Genomic DNA, 20424 nt, shown 5'->3' on the forward strand with positions numbered 1-20424 from the left:
CCGGTTTTCGAAAGTCGAACGGGGTAGGGTCGTTCCGCTGGTTCGTCTTCGCAAGGTTCGTGTCCGCAATGGATTTCGAGGGGTTTGCTATGGCGATGCGAATGCTGGCCGCCGTCGGTGCGATCGTGCTCGGTGCGGGGTTGCTCGTCTACGTCGATGGGTCTGCCGCCGCGGCGCCGGAAGCGGCCGAAGGCCCGGCTGGGGTGGGGCCGTGCGCGACCGATCCGGTGGCGACCCACGAGCCGCTGGTGCCGAAAACGGTGGAGGTGCCGATTCCCTATCCGGTGGTCACCGTGCTCCCACCGCAGGCGCCGGACCCCGCGCCGAAACGAACGCGGATGGAGCTTCCGCCCGATCCGTGCGCCAATCCTTGCCCCGACCTCACCGATCTGCCCGGCGCGCCGCCGAGTCTCGCCGGACAGCTGGGAATTCCGGAGATCCTGCTGAATCCGAAGCCGTTCCACTTCGCGATTCCCGGGCCCGGTCCCGACCCCGGTCAGGTGCCGCCGCGGCCCGCGCCGGTGCGGCCGCCGGTCGAACCCGCGGCGCAGTCACCCGCCCGGCCCGCCCCTCGCGTCGGCCCCGCTCGCGAGGTGGCGAAGCTGACCGGCGCGAATTCGGTGAACCGCACCGACAAGCGGTGGCAGGTGGACGGTACCGACCTCGGCATCATGTGGGAGAGCGCACCGGGCGAGATCGCGACCGCGTTCGGCGACACCGTTGGACGCGGCTTCCACCCGCCGGGTGGCATGGGGCTGGATTGGCGCAGCAACGTGCTCGCCTTCAGCACCGATCGCGATCTCGCCGACGGGGTGACCTTCGACCGGATGGTCACCGACGACCGCTGCCACGCGGCCGAGGTGCTCTCCAGCCGCAAACTCGACAACGTCGAGGTCACCACCATTCCCACCTCGGGTTTCGCGCTCGGCGGGCGACAGTACCTGAGCTACATGTCGATTCGGACCTGGAACAGCCTGCCCGGCACGTTCTTCACCAATTACGGCGGCATCGCCTATTCCGACGACCACGGTCAGACCTGGACCAAGGATCCGCACGCCCGCTGGGACAACATTTTCGGCCTGGCGAATTTCCAGGTGAGCGCCATGGTTCCGCACGGCGGTTACGTCTACATGTTCGGCACGCCCAACACCCGCCTCGGCGCGGTCGGCCTGGCCCGGGTACCGGAGGACCAACTGCTCAACACCACCGCCTACCAGTATTGGCAAGACGGTGTCTGGACGCCCGTCGGCGGCTTCGCCTCGGCCACGCCGATCGTGGACGGCACCGTCGGCGAGCTGTCCGTCCGCTACGACGCGGCCCGCGACATCTGGCAGATGAGCTATCTGGACACGACGAAGGCCGCCATCGTCGTCCGGGAGGCGGACACGCCGCAGGGCGTGTGGTCGGAGAGCACGCCGACGGTGTCCGCGCTGACCTATCCGGAGCTGTACGGCGGGTTCATCCACCCGTGGTCCTCGGGATCGGACCTCTACTTCACCATCTCGACCTGGAGTGACTACAACGTCTACCTGATGCACTCGGTCGTGAACGAGTGATCCGCGCTAGCGCAGTCGAACCTCGGCCACCGCGCGACCGAACAGCTTGCGCCCTTCGGAGGAGCCGCCGAGCAGGATGGTCGCGGTGCGCGCGGCCGGGTCGAGCGACTTGATCCGGCCGGTGAAATCGACCCTGCTCGCCGCGTCGGCGGCGACCGGAACGAAGCCGGAGAACCGCACGCTGAACTTCTGGATGGCGGTCGGATCGCCCAGCCACGCGGTGAGATAGCCACCGGCCAAGCCCATGGTCAGCATGCCGTGCGCGACCACGGTCGGCAGCCCGGCCAGCTGCGCGGCGTGGTCGCTGAAGTGGATCGGGTTGGCGTCGCCGGACACGCCCGCATAGTTCGCCAGGTCACCGCGGGTGAGCCGGAAGGCCGCTTCGGGAAGCTGATCACCCGGGGCGAGCTCGTCGAACGCGGGCAGCGTGTGCACGGTCGTGCGCTCGTGCTCGGCCGGCTCGACCAGCGGGCCGACGCCCAGCGGCACCAGCACGTCGTTGTGGGTGAGATCGGCTCCGGAGTCGACCGGGCGCCCGTGCATCATGATGTTCTCGACCACGTCGTCCAGGGAGGCGTCGACCTCGGCCCCGCGGCGGGCGACGATCGTGGTCGAGCCGACGATGGCGACCTCGCCGTGCTGATTGCTCAGCGCGAAGCGCACCACGATGAAGTCGTTGTCTCCGAACCGGCGGATCGACTCGATGACGATCTCGCTGCGTACCCGGTCACCGGCCAGGATCGGCCGGTAGATCTCGAAGACCTGGTCGGTCTGCAGGAACTGGGAGAGGTCGTACTGGGTGAGCACGGAGTCGAGCAGCGCCCTGGTCGCGGTCATCCCGATCACCGACGCGAAGGTCGGCGGCGCGATGATCCCGGGATACCCGAGCGCGCGTGCGTCGGATTCGCGCTGATGCGCCGCGTGGTGGTTCTGGACCCCGCGGGCGAACTCCCTGACCTTCTCGCGGCCGACCTCGTAATGGTCCAGCACCCGGAATCGTTGTCCGGTCGGCGTCACCGGAACGACCTCGACATCCGGCCGCGCCATCGTCTGTTCCCTGCTCATGATCCGGGCCATGCTACTGCTGAACCGGACCATTGACCAGGTGTGTGTGACGCGCGCGACCGGCATCGATGCGTGTCGGCTATCACGCCGCCGAGTGGCTACTGGGTGCTGCCCGGCGGGTCGCAGACCTTCCATCCGTCGTCGGTGCGCTGCAGGTCGAAGGTGCGCGCGGACCGCTTCGCCGGGTCGGCTTCGGTGTACACCGTGGCCTGCGCGATGGCGGTGGCGTCGGTGATGCGGATGGCGTCGATGCTGTCCACCACCGGAATGTTCTTCCGCTCCATCGACAGCTTGTGCACACCGGCGAACTGGTCGCTCGGGATGCCCTGATAGAAGTCGTGCAGTGGACCGCACGTCGTGGAGCGAAGCGCCTCCAGGTCGCCGGTCTTCAGCGCCTCGGTGTAGGTGGTGATCGCGCTGCGCACCTGAGCCTCGGGAGAGTCGTCGCCGGACATCGTGACGAGCGACACGATCACCGCCACGAGCACGACCACCAGCACGACCGCCCCGCCCGCGATGAGTAGCAAGCGGTTGTTCCGGGCGGGCTCGGTGGCGGACGCCCCGGCGCCTTGCGCGGCCGGGGGGATCCGCTGCGGCGGCGCGACGGGCCGGGTGTGCGGCGCGCGCGGGCCCGTCATCGACTGCGCGGGCACGGTCTGCTGGACGTCCGCGGGTGACGGGGCGGTCGCCACCTGCCGCGGCCTGCCCTGTGGGCGCTGCGGCGACGGCCGCGTCTCCTCCACTCCCGGGCCGTGCTGCGGCGGCGCGGACGGGCCGTGCGGGCCGGGCTGCTTCGGACCGGAAGCCGGGCGCGGCGTGCTCGGGGGCTTCGTGATCGGGACCGGCCCCGCCGGTGACGCGACCACACGATCGGTCCCCGGCCTGCCGCCGTCGGCGGGGCGCTGGATGGGGAGCGCGACGGTTTTCGCGTCGTCCACGCCGATCACCGGCATCGCCATCGTGACGTCGTCCGAACCGGGTGGGTTCTTCTGATCACCCGATGTGGGCTCGTCGGCCGTCTGCGTGGCGGAAGTCGCCGGGCCGGCCGGAGGCTGCGGCCTGCGCATCACAACGGTCGCGCCTTCGGCGCCCTGCGGGATCGAGGCGGCCTTCGTCTCGGGGCCGGTGGCGTCACTCGCCGCGGTCTCGGGCGACGCCCCTCGGGCGGGTTTCTCCGCGGCGGCCTGTCCGGATTCGGGCGCCGCTGTGCCCTGCTTCGATTGCGCCGCGGCGTCTTTGGAAGCCGACTCCCGGGCAGGGGCCGCGCCCGGCGCGGAACTGCGCGGCGGACCGGACGGCGTCTGGTCCCGTTTGATCACCACGGTGCGCGCTTCGGCCGACTGGTTCGGTGCGGAACCGGACTTCGTCGCGCCACCGGACTCCGGTTGTTTCGGCGCGGCCGTCCGATCGATCGCGGCCGTCTCCGCATCGGCGCCTTGCGCCGGGGCCGAGGCAGACGCGCCCGTACCGGAGCGCGCTGGTTCGCCCCCGTCCTTCGCCGAGGCGTTCGCCAGGCCCGCACCCGCCGGTCCGGAAGGTGCTGTGCCCGTGGTGCCGGGTGCGCCCGAAGTGGCCGACCCGGCGGCGGACGGCGTGTTCTGGCCGCTGGATTGGGCGTTAGACGGTTGCGCGGGGCGCTGGCCCGCTGGGGAGTTTGCCCGGCCGGGGCCTGCCGGTCCGGAAGGTGCCTTGTCCGGGGTGCCGGGCGCGCTCGAAGTGGCCGACTCGACGGCGGATGGCGTGTTCTGGCCGCTGGATTGGGCGTTAGACGGTTGCGCGGGGCGCTGGCCCGCAGGGGTGTTCGCCCGGCCGGGGCCCGCTGGCCCGGAGGGTGCTGTGCCGGATGCGGGCGGTGTGTTCTGGTTGCCCTGTACAGGCGGTTGCGAAGGTCGTTGAGCTGCCGGGGTGTTCGCCCGGCCGGGGCCTGCCGGTCCGGAAGGTGCCCTGCCCGGGGTGCCGGGCGCGCTCGAAGTGGCCGACCCGGCGGCGGACGGCGTGTTCTGGCCGCTGGATTGGGCGTTAGGCGGTTGCGCGGGGCGCTGGCCCGCTGGGGGGTTTGCCCGGCCGGGGCCTGCCGGTCCGGAAGGTGCGGCGCTCTTGGTGCCCGGAGCCGCCGAGTCGGCGGCGGGCAAGGTGTTCGGGCTGCTGGACGGAGCGACAGGTGGTTGCGATGGTCGTTGGCCGGCGGGGGACGTCGCGGAAGCGGGTGTGTTCGGTTTACCGGTGCCGCCCGGTGCCGCGCCGGGTGTGCTGCCCGCGGGCCTCGGCGATGAATTCGGGGACGGAGCGTTCGCCTCGGCGGCGAGGCCGGAGGACGGCGTGCCCTCGGCGCTCGTGCCACCGGGCGCGGGTCCGTTCGATCCGGCTGCCGAGGAGTTCGAGGGAGCAGGTCGGGAGGCAGAACCAGTTCGGTTGTCCGGTGTCGAGGGCATCGCGCCGCCGGACGGACCGGGCTGCTGCGTGGAGCCCGCGCCCCGCGCGGGGCCGCCCGCCGCTGCGGAGGTGCTCGAAGTCGTGGCGGAGGACGGTGCGTGAGCACCAGCCGTGGGACCATTCGCCGGTTTCCCACCCGGCGTGTTCGATGCGGGGGCCGGTGAGTTCGGACTGCCCGCGGGGCCGTTCGCGGGTTTCGCGCCCGCCGTGTTCGTCGTCGCGTCGGTGTTCCTCGACGAGGCCGGACCGCTGCCCGGGTTGGCAGGTGCTCGTCCGGGGTCTCCGGCGCGCGGCGCGCTGGGGGCTGGACCGCGGTTACCCGCGTCCGTGCCGGACGCGGATCGGTCCGTACCCGACGGCGAGGCATTGGGCCGCTGTCCCTTGGCGATGCGCTCGGTGGGCGCGGCCGATGCGTCCGGGTTACGTTCCGCGGCGGCACCGGGGCGTGCGTCGGCTCCGGCGGCGTCGGCCGGTTCGGCGCTGTCCCGCGCCGGATTCTTCTCGTCGTTCGGGTCGGACACGCACACCCCTCGTCAAAGCGGAACTGTTTGAACTCGACGGCCAGCCTAATGGTCGCGGCCCGACGAGGTCCGGCATCAGCCCACGTCCAGCCGAACGAACGCCGAGCCGCCCGAGGTTCGTCCTCGGACCTGCGCCTGGCGGGCGAAGCCGCCTGTCGAGCAAACTGTCGTGCCGTGCACAATGAACCGCATGACCTCGTTCGGTGACCTGCTCGGACCGCAACCGGTACTGCTACCCGAAATCCCCGACGCCGAGGACGCGCTGCTCGACAACGCCGATCCGGTGCGGGTCGCGGCCGAGCACCCGGCCGCCTCGATCGCCTGGGCGTACCTCGCCGAGGCGGCGCTGACCCGTGGCGAAGCCAACGACGAGGCGATCAATCACGACATCGTCGCCGCGTACGCGTTCGCCCGCACCGGCTACCACCGCGGCCTGGACCTGCTGCGCCGCAACGGCTGGAAGGGCTTCGGTCCCGTGCCGTGGAGCCACGAGCCCAATCGGGGCTTCCTGCGCAGCGTCGGCGCGCTGGCCCGGGCCGCCAAGCTGATCGGCGAGACCGACGAGTACGCCCGCTGCCTCGATCTGCTGGAAGACTGCGACCCTCGGGCGGCCGCGGAGCTCGGCCTCGACTGAGTCGTAGTGATCGGAGTACCGCGTAGCGATTCGAGCAGGGGTGGCGGCCGGGCGAGGGGTGCGTTCGACCCGATGTCCCGGGTCGGCGTGGCCCGCGCGAACAGTATGGCGAGGCTGCGCACCTCCTGGTCGCGGCTGCGCCGGTCGGTGCTGCCGATCATCCAGTGCTCGGTAGGCGCCGCGCTGGCCTGGTTCCTCGCCCATCACGTGATCGGTCACGCGTTGCCGTTCTTCGCGCCGACCGCCGCCGTGGTGTCGATGGGCATCTCCTTCGGCGCGCGGCTGCGTCGCTCGGTGGAACTGGTGGTCGGCGTCGCGGTCGGCATCGGCATCGGCGATCTGTTCATCTCCCGCGTCGGCACCGGCGTGTGGCAGATCGCGCTGGTGGTCGCGGTCGCCATGGCCGCGGCGGTGTTCCTGGACGGCGGTTCGGTGATCACCGTGCAGGCGGCCGGTTCCGCCGTGCTCGTCGCGACACTGCTCCCGCCCTCGGCGGGCGGCGGCCTCTCCCGCATGATCGATGCCTTGGTGGGCGGTCTGGTCGGGGTGTTGGTGGTCGCGGCGATCCCGCTGCACCCGGTGCGCAGAGCGCGGACGCTCGCCGCGGACATCCTCGCCGTGATGGGCAGATCGATCAGCAGCTGCGCCGACGGACTGCTGGAACAGGATCCGGAGAAGCTGCACCACGCGCTGTCTGCGATGCGCGCCACGCAGCCGCAGATCGACTCCTTGCGCGCCACCTTGGAAGGCGGCAGGGAGATCAGCCGGATCTCGCCGCTGTACTGGAACTCCCGTGACCGTCTCGAACGCATCAGGGCCACGGCGGACCCACTGGACAACGCCATCCGCAACACCCGAGTCCTGTTGCGGCGCTCGCTGACCCTGGTGCGCGACGACGAAATCCTCGATCCCGGCTTGATCGACGAGGTGGAGCGCCTCGGCCAAGCCGTCGACGTGGTGCGCCGGATGATGCTGGCCGATCCCGGTGAGCAGCCCGACCGCGCCGAAGCGGCCCGGGTACTGCGCTCGGTCGCGAAGGGCGCGCGCCCGGAACTGGTAGCGGGTGCGGGGCTTTCGGCGCACGTCGTCTTCGCGCAGGTGCGTTCCACGCTGGTAGACCTGATGCAGGTGTGCGGCGTGCAACGTATCTCGGCGATTGCCCTGCTGCCGCCGACGGTCAAGAATCCCTACGTGCGGCCCGAGGTATGAACCCCTGCTACTCAGCGGTATTCGGACATTAGGGCCCGGCACCGTGGTCCGCGCCCGGCGCGGCGCGGCGGAAGTTCGATCTTCGAGTAGTCCGCTACTCGCGTTCCGTGCGTTGTCGCGCCGTAGCTTTGCGATGTGACCGCGAGTCGAGGGGTATCGCGGTCGACCGCTTCGCACGTGGACGAAAGGACCTCTCGGCCAAGGGGTGTGGTGGCCGAGAGGCGGGGCGGATCGGAAGCGGGCGAAGAAGCGGGGCCGTCCGGCCGACCTGACCGGGCGGCCCTGCGCCGCGCCGGCGTCGCCGAGCGGGCGCGCCGGCGATCAGGTCCAGAATCGCGTCAGGTAGCCGCCGTAGCGCGACCAATTCGACGGGACGCCGGACAGTTCGAACAGCGCGTACACCGCGTCGAAGAACACCTGGTTGATGGCGGGGGTGAACAGCAGCGCGAACAGGATCAGCATGCCGAACGGCTTGAACTGATCGAGCGAGCGTCTGGTCTGATAGCTCAGCGACGGCTCGACGATGCCGTAGCCGTCCAGTCCGGGCAGCGGGATCAGGTTCAGCAGCGCCGCCGTGATCTGCAGGAACGCAAGGAAACTCACGCCGAACCAGAACGCGGCATGGCTGCTGGAGCTGCCCCAGATCCGCACGGTCACCAGGAGCAGCACCGCGCACAGCGCGTTCACGGCGGGCCCGGCGCCGCTGATGATCCGCTGCGTGCGCGGCGCGACATTGTGCGTGTGCACGTAGACCGCGCCGCCCGGCAAGCCGATCCCGCCGAGCGCGATGAACACGATCGGCAGCACGATCGACAGCAGAGGATGGCTGTACTTCAGCGGATTGAGCGTCAGATAGCCGCGCAACTCGACCTCGCGGTCGCCCGCGCGCCAAGCGGTGTAGGCGTGCGCGAACTCGTGCAGGCACAGTGATACCACCCAGCCGGACACCACGAAGACGAAGACCCCGGCCTTGGCTCGGGTCGAGTCGAGTGCGGCGTCCCAGGCCAGCGCGCCGCCCACCGCGGTCAGGGCGATCACGAGCAGGAACACCGGGCTCGGCCGGACCGCGCGCGACCTGCGGCCGATCGGGAACGGGGCGTTCATCGCACCAGCAGCCAGGATTCGTGGTGGCGGTAGAAAGTCGAGCGCGGCACCGGGCGATCGGCGCGGACGCCGTCCCTGGTCACGATCGCGCCGGGCGTGCCGAGCTGCGCGGCCCGCCCCTCCACCCAGCGCCGCTTGCGGAAGCGTTTGCGCACGGTGGCCCGCACACCGGGCGGTTCGAGGCACGGCGAGACGAGCATGGCGGTCACCTGTCCGGAGAACAGCAGCGTGTCGTCGACATAGGCTTCGCCCTCCAGCTTCTCCCCGCCGATGCCCGCGATCACCGCCCGGCCCACGAGCACCTTGCCGGTGTCGTCGCGAACCAGCGGCGTCTCGGCCGCGCGGCCGTCGATGGCGCGTTTGGCGGCGGCGTTGCCGGTGCCGGTCTGGTAGGCGCGGGAACCGTAGGTCTTCTCGACCGGCACGTATCCGATCTCCACGTGTAAGCGCTCGGTGCGCATCAGATGGGTGAGCACCGCGGCCAGCGCGGGGTCCTCACCCAGCACGATCAGGCGCGGGAGGCTGTCGGCGGCCAGTACGGGAAGCAGCTCATCGATCACCGCGGGATCGGGGACGGCGGCTGTCTGGGTGGTCGGCAGCGCCGCGAGGGCGATGGGGACGGGGGCGCCGTCGCAGCGGAGAACATGGGTACTCAAGCTGCCGTACACCCTCCTCGGTTCGAGCCGACACCGTCGGGCCCCTCGCATTGCGGCCGAACCAAGCTGCGGCTCGCCCGTGCACGCCGCGCTTCCGCTCGGCGTGCCGTGCAACCATAGCCCTGCCCGGCCGTGACCACACGGGTGTCGAGCCTACGACGAGATCCGCTTCGATGCCGCCGCGGACGGGTCGGCTAGACTGTCCTTCCGGCCACCGCCTCAGTACGGCAGGTAGCTGCAACACGCCAGTGTTGCCTGTCGAACCGTAGGAGACACGACCATGCCGGCAATCGTCCTGATCGGCGCCCAGTGGGGCGACGAGGGGAAGGGCAAAGCAACCGATCTGCTCGGTGGTCGGGTGGACTGGGTGGTCCGGTACCAAGGTGGCAACAACGCCGGTCACACCGTGGTGTTGCCCAACGGTGACAACTTCGCGCTGCACCTCATCCCCTCCGGCATCCTGACCCCTGGCGTGACAAATGTCATCGGCAACGGCGTCGTCGTGGACCCGGGCGTGCTGCTGGACGAGCTGGCCGGGCTGGAAGAGCGCGGCGTGGACACCTCCGGCCTGCTGCTCTCGGCCGACGCGCACCTGATCATGCCGTACCACGTGGCCATCGATAAGGTCACCGAGCGTTTCCTCGGCAACAAGAAGATCGGCACCACCGGCCGCGGTATCGGCCCGTGCTACCAGGACAAGGTCGCCCGCGTCGGCGTGCGCGTCGCCGACGTGCTGGACGAGAAGATCCTCACCCAGAAGGTCGAGGCGGCGCTGGAGTTCAAGAACCAGGTGCTGGTCAAGATCTACAACCGCCGCGCGCTGGACCCGCAGCAGGTGGTCGACGAGGTGCTCACGCAGGCCGAGAGCTTCTCCCACCGGATCGCCGACACGCGCCTGAAGCTGAACCTGGCGCTCGAGCGCGGTGAGACGGTGCTGCTGGAGGGCTCGCAGGGCACCTTGCTGGATGTCGATCACGGCACCTACCCGTACGTCACGTCGTCGAATCCGACCTCGGGCGGCGCGGCGGTCGGCGCGGGCATCGGCCCCAACAAGATCAACACGGTGCTCGGCATCTTGAAGTGCTACACCACCCGGGTCGGTTCCGGCCCGTTCCCGACCGAGCTGTTCGACGAGTTCGGCGCCTACCTGGCCAAGACCGGCGGCGAGGTCGGCGTCACCACCGGACGCGCCCGCCGCTGCGGTTGGTTCGACGCCGTGATCGCGCGCTACGCCACCCGGGTCAACGGGATCACCGACTACTTCCTCACCAAACTGGACGTTCTATCCAGTCTGGAGACGGTGCCGATCTGCGTCGCCTACGAGGTCGACGGCGAGCGGGTGGAGCAGATGCCGACCACGCAGACCGAATTCCATCACGCGAAGCCCATTTTCGAGCAAATGCCCGGTTGGTGGGAAGATATCTCCGACGCGCGCACCTTCGAGGAGTTGCCCGCCAACGCCCAGGCGTACGTGTTGCGTTTGGAGGAGCTGTCCGGCGCCAGGATTTCCTGCATCGGCGTGGGTCCCGGGCGTGATCAAACCATCGTCCGGCACGACGTACTCGGCTAGAACCTGTTCGAATTCCGCGTGGTCCAGCGGAAATTCGGCGAGGTCACCAGAAATTAACCCCAGTTATCGTGCTCGCCCGGCTTCGATCATGATCGGTGAAGAACTACAGTTAGAGCATGGCTCGGAACTGGCCGATGATCGAGCGCGAAAGCGAATTCGAGGCGATCCGCGCGGCGCTGACCGGTTCGGAGCACGTCGGTGTGGTGCTGACCGGCGACGCGGGGGTGGGCAAGACCACCCTGGCCAGGCATGCCACCTCCGCGATCGGCGGCAATGTCCGCTGGGTGGCGGGCACCGAATCGGCGCGCAGCATCCCCCTGGGGGTCTTCGCGCACATGGTCGGCGTCTATACAGCGCACGATCCGGTCACCTTCATGTCGGCGGCGCGCGAGGCGTTGCTCGCCGACGGGGACACCGTGATCGGCGTGGACGACGCGCATCTGCTCGATCAGCTCTCCGCCACCCTGCTGCTCCAGCTGGCCATCGACAAGGCCGCGCACATCGTGGTGACCGTGCGCAGCGGCGTCCCGGTGCCGGACGCGGTCACCTCCCTGTGGAAAGACGGCCACCTGACGCGCATCGATCTGCGCCCGTTCACCCAGCGCCAGAGCGTCGAGCTGGTGGAGTCGATGCTCGGCGGGCAGCTCGAGGGGTTCACCGCCAATCTGATGTGGGAGTCCTCCGCCGGAAACGCTTTGTTCCTGCGGCATTTGGTCGAGGGCGCGTTGGAGGCGGGCACGCTGCGCCAGGTCAACGGGGTGTGGCAGTTACGCGGCCGCGCCGCGGTGACCTCGGAGCTGGCCGCGCTGCTGGAGGATCGGGTGGAGCAACTGCCCGAGCCGGTGCTGCGGGTGCTGGAGCTGCTGACCTTCTGTGAGCCGATCGATCTGGACGTCCTCGCCGAACTGGCGGGCGAGGACGCGGTGGAAGCCGCCGAAACGCGCGGGGTGATCCGGGTCGTGGAGAATTCCCGGGATCTGATCGTCCGCTACAACCACCCGCTGTTCGGCGAGGTGATCCGGCGCAGGCTGGGCATCGCCTCGGCGCGGCGGCTGCGCGGCAGGTTGTATTCGTCGCTGAAGGAGCGTCGGATCAATTCCGCCGCCGACCGCATTCGGCTGGCCGAATTGGCGCTGGACAGCGACAAATCCGCGGATCTGGAATTGTTCGAGGCGGCCGCGGCCGACGCGATCGGATTGGCGAATCTGCCGCTGGGCGAGCGCTTCGCCCGCGCCGCGGTGGAGCGGCGCGGCGGCGTGGAGGCCGCCGACCTGCTGGCGCGGGCCCTGCTCTGGCAGGGACACCGGATCGAGGCCGAGCGCACCCTGGCCAGCTTCGACCCCGACCAGCTCGACGAGGTGCAGCTGGCCCGCTGGGGCAGCACCCGGGTGGCGAACCTGTTGTGGGCCATGGGCGACGCCGACCGCGCCGACGAGGTGCTGACGTTGGTGCGCGGAAAGGTGCGGCATCCGAAGATCGCGGCCATCTTCACCGGTCTGGCCTCCGCGAGCCTGGTCAACGAGAACCGGGTCGACGACGCGATCGCCGAGGCGGAAACGGTGATTTCCGCCGACGGCGCGCCGCCGTGGGCGGTGTGGTGGGCGGCCTTCGGCGGCGGCCTGGCGCTGGCGTTGATGGGCAGGGGGGAAGCGGCCAGGCAGTACGCGGCCCGCGGGCACGAGGTGGAAGAGCACATCGACGGGCTCAACCGCTTCATGTCCACGCACGCCGAGGTGCTCGCCCTGACCTTCACCGGCGATCTGGACGCCGCGCGACGCCGTGCCGGGTCGTTCGTCGGCTACTCCTCGCCGGGGCAGTATCTGGCCTGGGGGATGTCGAAGATCCTGCAGGGCACCGTCGATGTCGCGCAGGGGCGGTTCCTGGACGGTATCGACAACCTGGAACAGGCGCTGGCCGCACTGGCCGCGGAGGGCGCCGCCGCGTGGATGTTCCCCGCGCGAATCCGTCTGGCGGAGGCGTATTCGGCACTCGGGCGCGCCGCCGAAGCCGCCGAGTCGATCGCGCATGCCACCGCCCGAGGCGGAAGGCACAGCGCGGTGTACGAACCGCAGCTGGAAGTGGCCCGCGCTTGGCTGGCCGCCGCCGAAGGCACCGTGACCCCGGCCATCCGGATCGCGGTGGGCGCCGCCGACGCGGCCGCACACTCGCATCAGCACGCGATCGAGGCCATGGCACTGCACGCCGCGGCCCGCTTCGGCGACCATTCGGTGTCCGGACGACTGGCGGAGCTGGCCGTCCGGGTGGAAGGGCGGCTTGTGCAGACGCAGGCGCGGCACGCGGTGGCGCTCGCCGCCCACGACGGACCCGGGCTGGACGCGGCGGCAGCGGAATTCGAGCGTCTCGGCGTGCTGCTGTCGGCCGCCGACGCCGCGGCGCAGGCCGCGTCGGCCCATGAGCGTTCCGGGGATCGGCGCAGGTTGCTGGAGTCCGCCGCCATGGCCAACCGCCTGGCCGCCGCCTGCGGCGGAGCGAGTACCCCGGCGCTGCGGCAGGCGGCGCAGCCCTTGCCCTTGACCGCGCGGGAACGCGAGATCGCGAATCTCGTTGCCGCGGGTCTGTCCAACCGGCAGATCGCCGACCGGCTCACGGTGTCGGTGCGCACCGTGGAGGGCCACCTCTACCGGGCCTGCATCAAGATGGACGTCACCGATCGCGAGTCGCTCGGAGCGTTGATGCGCGGGGAGTCCGGGAGCGGAGGATGACCTGGCGACCGGCCGCGGTGATCTGCGCGCTGGCAGCCGGAATCGTCCTGGCCGCCGGGTGCTCGGACGGGCAACCGCAACCGGTCACCAGTTCGGTGCGCTCCTCGGCGACGGTGGCGCCGAAGACCGAGACGCCTCAGGAGCGCAACGCCCGGATCCGGCAGAAGCTGATCGAACTCGGCTGCTCGACGAACGCCTGCATTCAGACATACTTCGGCTGCGCGGACGGCTACATCACCGGGGAGGCCTGCGACTTCTTCCGTGCGCACCCCATCGACTGAGCCGCCCGCTACTCGGCGTGCTGCTCGACACCGGTGAGGAACGAACCGGCGACGGGGGCGAGCAGCCTGATGTCCGGGTTGTGGCTGAGCCGGGGAATCTCCTGGAATACGGCGTCGGGAAGTACCGCGGCGATGGCGCGGCTCCTTTGCGGAGCAACGCGTTGCTCTTGCCGCCCGCAATGACCAGAGTGGGAACGCCGACCCGGGACCAGTCCTCGGTCCGCAGCGGCTCACCGCGCATGAACTCGCGCATCACCGCCCAGTCGTGCGCGGTGGACGGTGCGGTGGCGCGCAGGCCTTTCCAGAAGGGGGTGAGGCGCATGGCCGCCACCATGACACGCGGCATCCCCATAGCCTCGGTCATGTAGAACCGCACGGTGTCCGCGCGTCGGTCGGCGGCGATCAGTTCGCGCAGGCGCATTTCCAGGTCGGCCTGCGGCACGAACCCCTCGCGGTCGACCACGAAAGGCGGCTCGAATGCGACAACCTTCGTGATGCCCTTCACCCGACCGGACTCGGCGGCTCGTAGCGCGAGCGTGGCGCCCGAGGACCAGCCGAACAACGCCGCCGCACCACCCGCCGCCTCGACCAACGCGGCGATGTCATCGATCTCCCGGTCGACCTCGTAGACGCCGGGCGAGTCCGTGCTGTCGCCGCGGCCACGTCGGTCATAGTTGATCACGGTCAGGCGGTGCTGCTCGGCGAGTGCCGCGGCCAGCTGGACCATCTTGGGGAATCTGCGGAAACCGAAGGCGCCACCGATCAGGATCACGACGCCGTTCTCGCCGCCGACGTGCCGGTCGAACGCGATCACGGTGCCGTCGGCCGAGGTCACAGTCTCCATGGTTCGCTCACTTTCATTCCCTGCGGGGCGAGTTCCGCCGATGCTTCGCTCATACGGACGAAGCGAGTTCCACGAATTCATCGGAGCGTGGGGACGATCCCCCGCGGGAGTTCGAGCGGCTGGAACAGCGGCGGTCGGGTTGCTCAGAACAACGTGGGTTCGCCGAATCCTGATGTGCGCTCGATGGTCAGCAGGCGCTGCTTGGTGTCGATGCCGCCGGGGGCGGAGAAGCCGTGCAGGGCGTGGTCGGCGGCGAGTACGCGGTGGCACGGGATGATCAGGGGAATCGGGTTGCGGCCCAATGCCTGTCCGACCGCCTGGGCGGCGCCGGGCGCGCCGACGCGGTCGGCGACCTGGCCGTAGCTGAGGGTGCGACCGGGGTCGATGGCGCGCGTGACGGCGTAGACGGCGCGGTGGAACTCCGGAATCCCGCTGGCGTCCACGGCGATCCAACGCAGGTCGTCGAGTTCGCCCGCGAGGTGGGCGCGGATACCCGCGATGGCCTCGGCAATCGCGCCGGTGGGTGGCTCTTCGTGAAGCTTCTCGCCCGCGTGCGCGCGGGTGATGCGCGCCCGGGTGGCCGCCGGGCTCGCCTCCGGGAGCTGGAATCGGATCACACCCGCGCCGCTCCACGCGATCGCGCAGCAGCCGATCGCGGTGTCGAACAGCGCCGCCGCGGCTCGGTGGGCCTGCGCGGGACGGACCGGGATCCGGGGCTCCGTGGCCGAACCGATGGCCTCGGCCGCCGCACGATCGGCGGCGAGGCTCGTGGCGTCACTCATGAGCCAAGTCTGCACCGTGGGACCGACAAATAGACAATTACCAGGCCAGTTATGCAGAACTGGCCTTTGCGGTGTCGTAGCCGAGCCGGGCGCGGGCGGTGAAGAGATCTCGGCAGGACGCGGGCGGCCGCCACACTGGCCTGGTGCGGGCGCATGGCTTTCCGTAGCGCTCTTCCGTGCCTCGACGCAGGCGGCCCCGAGATGGGTCGCGGGAATTACGCGCCGCTGAACGAGCCCGTGTCCGGCGCATCCCCTCGGCCGTGTATCGCGGCGAGATCAGAGTATCGCCGCTGGTAATCGTAGTGTGAAGGGGTGTGGTCGGACATCGGCGTGCCCGGGTGGAAACGCTCGAGACGGAAGGCGCGCTCGTCGCGTTTCGGCGCGAAGCGGTGGATCAGGTAGCCGGACAGGGCGACCAGGAACAGGGTGGCGAGGGCGGTCATGTCCGCCAGCGTGCGCGCTACTGGCCTTGCCAAGGAATATCCAATCGGCCGATACTGGACCGCATGGCGACGAGAGTGATCGGCGCGGGCAGCCTGGCCCGCGATCTGGGCCGTTGGCGGCACGCGCACGACGGTGATCCGGATCCGGCCGGGCGGCGCTCCACCCGTCCGGCCTATCTGGCCCTCGCCGAAGGCATTCGGCTGCTGATCCACGACGGTCGCGCACCGCTGGGTGTCGCCTTGCCCAGCGAACGCGATCTCGCCGCCACCCTCGGGGTCAGCCGCACCACCATCACCTCCACCTACGCGCTGCTGCGCGAGCACGGCTACCTGATCAGCCGCCAGGGCTCGCGCAGCACGGTTGCCCTGCCCCGGGACGTGCAGCACGACGGCGTCAAACCGGCCAGGAGCATCCTGGCGATGATGGCCTCGCCCGAACTGCCGACCATCGACATGACCTATGCCGCGATGGCCGCCCCGCTGGAGATGCAGGACGCGTATTCCGCTGCCCTGGAAGGAATTCCGGCCTACCTCGGCACGCACGGCATGGACCCGGTCGGTGTGCTGGCGCTGCGGGAGGCGATCGCTCGCCGCTACACCGCGCGCGGGCTGCCGACCGAACCCGACCAGATCCTGGTCACCCTCGGCGCCCAGCACGGCCTGCGCCTGCTGCTGAACGTGCTGACCGCGCCCGCCGCCCGGGTGCTCATCGATCACCCGACCTATCCGAACGCCATCGAGGCGATCCGCGACGTCGGCGCCCGGCCGGTGCCGGTGCCGCTACGGCCGGAGGACCCGGCGGGCGGCTGGGATCTCGACGGAATCCGCAGTGCCGCCCGGCAGACCGCGGCGAGCCTGGCCTACCTGGTGCCGGACTACAACAACCCGACCGGCCTGCTGCTGGACGCCGACGGCCGCGCCGAACTGGCCGCCATCGCCAGGGATACCAGGATGACCGTCGTGATCGACGAATCCATGGCCGATCTCGGCCTCGGCGCGGACATCGCACCGCCGCCGGTCGCCGCCTTCGCCAAAGGCTCCGAGATCGTCACCATCGGCTCGGCCTCGAAATCGTTCTGGGGCGGTCTGCGGGTCGGCTGGATACGGACCAATCAGACGCTGATCACCAAGCTCCTCGGCATCCGCTCCACCGTCGACCTCGGTACCCCCGTCATGGACCAGCTGGCCACCGTGCACCTGCTCGAGCACGCGGACGTGATTCTCGACCGCCGCCGCGACCAGTTGCGTTCGCAGCGTGCCGCTCTGCTCGACACGCTCGCCGAGGAACTACCGGACTGGCGCGTCACCGTCGGCGCGGGCGGCATGTCGGTGTGGGCGCAGCTGCCGACCTCGGTCTCCACCGCACTCGCCGCCACGGCGCCCAACCACGGCGTATTGCTCGCGGCCGGGCCTCGATTCGGCGTACAGGGCGCGTTCGAGCGGTTCCTGCGGCTGCCGTTCACCCACCGGGAGCCCGAATTGCGCTTGGCGGTCAAGGCCATCGCGTCCGCCTATGCCGCGTTGACGCCTCGCGCCGCGGACCCACTGACGCCGTTGACCTGCTACTGAGGAGATTTCGCTGTTCCGGCCCTGGGAGGGGGCCTCCGCCGGCGGCACTCCCCTCCGAGCGCCGCCGGGCACGAGTGGCCGGTCACCCCTCGGGACTGGCCCTGGTCGTGCTCGGGCGGCGTGCGGAAGCTCGCACGGTGCCTCGGCCTCCAACTCGAGCGGTGGTCAAGGAGCGGACCGGACGATGCCCGGGGAAGTTCGCTGTCCTCGAAAGCCACCTGCTCGCGGACAGTATGGCAGGCCCGGTGCCGAACTGTCGAACCGGTTGGTATGTTGAAATTTTCAATTACCCGCAGCAGGGCGGAGTGCCGGGCGCCGCGCCACGGCACCCCGCCGGGTGCTCAGTCTGCCCAGACCGACTCGATCGGCGTCGCGGTGGTGGGCGGCGGGGTCGGAATCCCATTGGGAGTGCGGGAGAATCGCGGGGCGGGGGCATGCTGGGTGATGGCGTCCAGCTCCAGCAACGAGCCGCGGGCCGCGATGTGCTCGTTGCGCGTCGCCTCCTCGAAGGTGAGCACGGGCGAGACGCACGCGTCGGTGCCGGTGAAGATCTCGGACCACTCGTCCCGGGTCTTGGTCCGGAAGCGTTCGGTGAACAGCTTTTTCAGCGTGTCCTGCCCGGCGGGGTCGAGCTGGAAGGGCAGGCCGTCCGCGTCGATCTCCAGGCCGGCGAGCAATTGGGCGTAGAACTGCGGTTCGATCGCGCCGACCGCCATGTACTTGCCGTCGGAGGTCTCGTAGGTGTCGTAGAACGACATTCCGGTGTCGAGCAGGTTGACGCCGCGCTCGTCGGACCAGGCGCCCGCGCCGCGCATGCCCCAGATCATGTGCGAAAGGGCAAGGGCGCCATCGACCATGGCCGCGTCGATCACCTGGCCCTTGCCGGACTGCTGCCGCTCGACCAGCGCGGCGAGGATGCCGAACACCAGGAACATCGAGCCGCCGCCGAAATCGCCCACCATGTTCAGTGGCGGGACCGGGCGTTCGCCCTTGCGGCCGATGGCGTGCAGCACGCCGGTGATGGAGATGTAGTTGATGTCGTGTCCCGCGCGGTCGGCCAGCGGGCCCTCCTGGCCCCAGCCGGTCATCCGTCCGTAGACCAGGCGCGGGTTGCGGGCCAGCGCGTCGTCCGGACCCAGGCCCATCCGCTCGGTGACGCCGGGGCGGAAGCCCTCGATCAGCACATCCGCCTTCTCGACGAGGCCGAGCACCTTCTCGATGTCGGCGGGATCCTTGAGGTTGGCCTCGACGATGGTCCGGCCGCGCAGCTGCGGCCGGTCGAATCCGCCCGGCAGCTGACCCGCGCGCTGTACCCGCACCACGTCGGCGCCCAGATCGGCGAGCAGCAGCGCGGCGTGCGGACCGGGGCCGATGCCGGCCAGCTCGATGACCTTGATGCCCGCGAGCGGGCCCTGCTTGGCGGTGGATGGAGTGCTCACGCCCTACCTCGGTTCGTCGTTGATCCAGCACACCGGTGACCGGTGCGTCCTCCCGGCCGCGACCGGGAGGGGTGTATTGACAGTATGACAATAACGCCGCGCTGCTACGGCTCGCCCGCGGCTGTGCGCCGCTCTAGGCTGCACATGTGGAAGCGCTGTCTGATCAGGGGTGGTACAACCTTCTCGCCGGCCTCGCGATTCTGGTCGGCCTCGTCGGGGTCGTCGTGCCGATCCTGCCGGGCGTGATCCTGATCTGCGCGGCCATCGCCGTCTGGGCCTTCCTCACCGGTGGCGCGACGGCGTGGACGGTTTTCGCGATCAGCGCGTTGTTGCTGGTGCTTTCCGGCGTCGTCAAATACACCTGGCCCGGACGCAAGATGAAGGACGCGGGCGTGGCGGGCCGGGCGGTCTTCCTCGGCGCGGTCCTCGGCATCGTGGGTTTCTTCGTGATCCCGGTGATCGGCCTGTTCGTGGGTTTCGTTCTCGGCGTGTATCTTTCGGAACTCCAGCGGCTGCGGGTCAACCGGGAGGCGTGGCAGGCGACGGTGCACGCGATGAAGGGCGTCGGCCTGTCCATCCTGATCGAGCTCTTCGGCGCCTTGCTGGCCACCGGGGTCTGGCTCGTCGGCGTCTTCGCCGTCTGAGCGCTACCGATCGATGGCGGGAAACGGAATCGTGTCGCCCGCCCGGTTTTCCGGGAGTTCGTCGCGGCGCAGCCGCAGCGTCGGCGGTTCCGGGCGGTAGAGCGGCAGCGTGGGGGCCGGATCGTCGCGGACCACGCGCTCACGGGCCGGGAGCCGGTAGAACGCGCGCGCGTTGTCCTCCAGCACCGCGTACATATCGGTGCCCACCACATCGCAGAGCAGATCCACGTCCGAGTCACGGAACGGGCGTCCGGCCCTGGTGCCGGGCAGGTCGGTGCCGAACATGAGGGCTTCGGGATTCACCGCGTGGACGCGGCGCAGCGTGTCGGCCACGTTCATCGCGACCCGGCCGAAACCGGTCGCCTTGACCTTGGCTCCGCGGTCGACGAGATCCAGCAGGAAGGGCAGCCCCTCCGCGGACATGCCCAGATGGTCGACCGACAGCGCGGGCAGCTTCGAGATGACCGGTTGCAGTGACGCCAGCATCGTGCCGTCGATGTAGACCTCGACGTGCCAGCCGGCCAGTTCGTGCGCGCGCAACGCCTGCAACGTCATTCCGGTGATGTCGGCCGCCGCCCGCTTGAGGTTGAATCGCAGCGCGCGCACGCCGATGCGGTCCAGTTCGAGGATTTCCTCGTCGGTGGCGTCCAAGTCGAGCCGGGTGACGCCGACCCAGCCCTCGCCGAGTTCGGCGAGGGCGGCCTTCAGATAGGTCTGGTCCGTGCCCTGGAACGACCCGCTGACCACCGCACCGCCCGCGACGTCGAAGCGCGACATGCGCTTGCGGTAATCGGCGATGGTGAACGGGTCGGGCAGGTAGCCCTCGTTCTCGGCCAGCGGAAATCGCGGGTCGAAGATGTGCAGGTGGGCATCGAACACTTGTACAGAATGCCTCAGGGTCGAATTTTCCGCTGCCACAGCTGGGGTGTCGTTGTGGCAGCGGAGTCGGTC

At 70.0% G+C, this 20424-nt stretch carries 19 protein-coding genes; 10 read left to right on the top strand and 9 right to left on the bottom strand.

Annotated features, from left to right (window positions below; all coding sequences use genetic code 11):
- Positions 1-89: 89 nt before the first annotated feature.
- Entirely contained in the window at positions 90-1556 is a 1467-nt protein-coding gene (locus ACGF7Y_RS11825) for a DUF4185 domain-containing protein (RefSeq protein WP_393232364.1), read from the top strand.
- 6 nt (positions 1557-1562) lie between these two features.
- Here the strand turns inward: ACGF7Y_RS11825 and ACGF7Y_RS11830 are convergent, their stop codons facing one another.
- Together ACGF7Y_RS11830 and ACGF7Y_RS11835 are read right to left on the bottom strand one after the other, a co-directional pair.
- A complete protein-coding gene (locus tag ACGF7Y_RS11830; RefSeq protein ID WP_393232366.1) occupies positions 1563-2621 on the bottom strand; it encodes a fused (3R)-hydroxyacyl-ACP dehydratase subunits HadA/HadB in 1059 nt (352 codons plus the stop codon).
- 98 nt (positions 2622-2719) lie between these two features.
- The gene (locus ACGF7Y_RS11835; RefSeq protein ID WP_393232369.1) at positions 2720-3943 is read right to left on the bottom strand and encodes a hypothetical protein; all 1224 of its coding nucleotides are present in this window, start codon (positions 3941-3943) and stop codon (positions 2720-2722) included.
- 631 nt (positions 3944-4574) lie between these two features.
- Here ACGF7Y_RS11835 and ACGF7Y_RS11840 point away from each other — a divergent pair.
- The 4 genes from ACGF7Y_RS11840 to ACGF7Y_RS11855 all read left to right on the top strand — a co-directional run bounded on the left by ACGF7Y_RS11840 (position 4575) and on the right by ACGF7Y_RS11855 (position 7418).
- A complete protein-coding gene (locus ACGF7Y_RS11840) occupies positions 4575-5156 on the top strand; it encodes a hypothetical protein (protein ID WP_393232372.1) in 582 nt (193 codons plus the stop codon).
- A 9-nt stretch (positions 5157-5165) separates the two neighbouring features.
- Complete coding sequence (locus ACGF7Y_RS11845; RefSeq protein ID WP_393232375.1) at positions 5166-5606, top strand: hypothetical protein; 441 nt, start codon at positions 5166-5168, stop codon at positions 5604-5606.
- A gap of 159 nt (positions 5607-5765) precedes the next feature.
- Positions 5766-6209, top strand: coding sequence for a DUF3151 domain-containing protein (locus tag ACGF7Y_RS11850; protein ID WP_393232377.1), 444 nt, complete (start codon positions 5766-5768; stop codon positions 6207-6209).
- A gap of 72 nt (positions 6210-6281) precedes the next feature.
- A complete protein-coding gene (locus ACGF7Y_RS11855; protein ID WP_393232380.1) occupies positions 6282-7418 on the top strand; it encodes an aromatic acid exporter family protein in 1137 nt (378 codons plus the stop codon).
- Between the two features lie 321 nt (positions 7419-7739).
- Here the strand turns inward: ACGF7Y_RS11855 and ACGF7Y_RS11860 are convergent, their stop codons facing one another.
- Together ACGF7Y_RS11860 and ACGF7Y_RS11865 are read right to left on the bottom strand one after the other, a co-directional pair.
- Positions 7740-8522 carry a site-2 protease family protein gene (locus ACGF7Y_RS11860; RefSeq protein ID WP_393232381.1) on the bottom strand — a complete coding sequence of 261 codons (783 nt, stop codon included), beginning with the start codon at positions 8520-8522 and terminating at the stop codon, positions 7740-7742.
- Positions 8519-9178 (bottom strand): hypothetical protein, encoded by a 660-nt coding sequence (locus ACGF7Y_RS11865; protein WP_393232384.1) that lies wholly within the window; start codon positions 9176-9178, stop codon positions 8519-8521. The genes ACGF7Y_RS11860 and ACGF7Y_RS11865 overlap by 4 nt, the downstream gene beginning before the upstream one ends.
- A 280-nt stretch (positions 9179-9458) precedes the next feature.
- On the opposite strand from ACGF7Y_RS11865, the gene ACGF7Y_RS11870 reads away from it, so the two are divergent.
- The 3 genes from ACGF7Y_RS11870 to ACGF7Y_RS11880 all read left to right on the top strand — a co-directional run bounded on the left by ACGF7Y_RS11870 (position 9459) and on the right by ACGF7Y_RS11880 (position 13752).
- Positions 9459-10748, top strand: coding sequence for an adenylosuccinate synthase (locus ACGF7Y_RS11870; protein WP_040870727.1), 1290 nt, complete (start codon positions 9459-9461; stop codon positions 10746-10748).
- A gap of 116 nt (positions 10749-10864) precedes the next feature.
- Positions 10865-13471, top strand: coding sequence for a LuxR C-terminal-related transcriptional regulator (locus tag ACGF7Y_RS11875; RefSeq protein WP_393232388.1), 2607 nt, complete (start codon positions 10865-10867; stop codon positions 13469-13471).
- The gene (locus tag ACGF7Y_RS11880; protein WP_393232391.1) at positions 13468-13752 is read left to right on the top strand and encodes a hypothetical protein; all 285 of its coding nucleotides are present in this window, start codon (positions 13468-13470) and stop codon (positions 13750-13752) included. The genes ACGF7Y_RS11875 and ACGF7Y_RS11880 overlap by 4 nt, the downstream gene beginning before the upstream one ends.
- Here ACGF7Y_RS11880 and ACGF7Y_RS11885 read toward each other — a convergent pair.
- The 3 genes from ACGF7Y_RS11885 to ACGF7Y_RS11895 all read right to left on the bottom strand — a co-directional run bounded on the left by ACGF7Y_RS11885 (position 13706) and on the right by ACGF7Y_RS11895 (position 15854).
- Entirely contained in the window at positions 13706-14596 is an 891-nt protein-coding gene (locus tag ACGF7Y_RS11885; protein WP_393232394.1) for an alpha/beta fold hydrolase, read from the bottom strand. The genes ACGF7Y_RS11880 and ACGF7Y_RS11885 overlap by 47 nt on opposite strands.
- A gap of 143 nt (positions 14597-14739) precedes the next feature.
- Complete coding sequence (locus ACGF7Y_RS11890) at positions 14740-15378, bottom strand: methylated-DNA--[protein]-cysteine S-methyltransferase (RefSeq protein ID WP_393232396.1); 639 nt, start codon at positions 15376-15378, stop codon at positions 14740-14742.
- Positions 15379-15593: 215 nt separating this feature from the next.
- Complete coding sequence (locus ACGF7Y_RS11895) at positions 15594-15854, bottom strand: hypothetical protein (RefSeq protein ID WP_393232399.1); 261 nt, start codon at positions 15852-15854, stop codon at positions 15594-15596.
- Between the two features lie 30 nt (positions 15855-15884).
- Here ACGF7Y_RS11895 and ACGF7Y_RS11900 point away from each other — a divergent pair, with 30 nt between their 5' ends.
- Complete coding sequence (locus tag ACGF7Y_RS11900; protein WP_393232400.1) at positions 15885-17390, top strand: PLP-dependent aminotransferase family protein; 1506 nt, start codon at positions 15885-15887, stop codon at positions 17388-17390.
- A 341-nt stretch (positions 17391-17731) separates the two neighbouring features.
- Here the strand turns inward: ACGF7Y_RS11900 and ACGF7Y_RS11905 are convergent, their stop codons facing one another.
- The gene (locus ACGF7Y_RS11905) at positions 17732-18829 is read right to left on the bottom strand and encodes a CaiB/BaiF CoA-transferase family protein (protein WP_357034857.1); all 1098 of its coding nucleotides are present in this window, start codon (positions 18827-18829) and stop codon (positions 17732-17734) included.
- A 146-nt stretch (positions 18830-18975) separates the two neighbouring features.
- Here ACGF7Y_RS11905 and ACGF7Y_RS11910 point away from each other — a divergent pair, with 146 nt between their 5' ends.
- The gene (locus ACGF7Y_RS11910) at positions 18976-19473 is read left to right on the top strand and encodes a DUF456 domain-containing protein (RefSeq protein ID WP_393232402.1); all 498 of its coding nucleotides are present in this window, start codon (positions 18976-18978) and stop codon (positions 19471-19473) included.
- A gap of 3 nt (positions 19474-19476) precedes the next feature.
- On the opposite strand, the gene ACGF7Y_RS11915 is transcribed toward ACGF7Y_RS11910, so the two are convergent.
- Complete coding sequence (locus ACGF7Y_RS11915) at positions 19477-20352, bottom strand: amidohydrolase (RefSeq protein ID WP_062967839.1); 876 nt, start codon at positions 20350-20352, stop codon at positions 19477-19479.
- Positions 20353-20424 lie beyond the last annotated feature (72 nt).

Origin of the sequence: Nocardia sp. NPDC047654 (assembly GCF_043205035.1) — a bacterium.
Lineage (GTDB): Bacteria > Actinomycetota > Actinomycetes > Mycobacteriales > Mycobacteriaceae > Nocardia.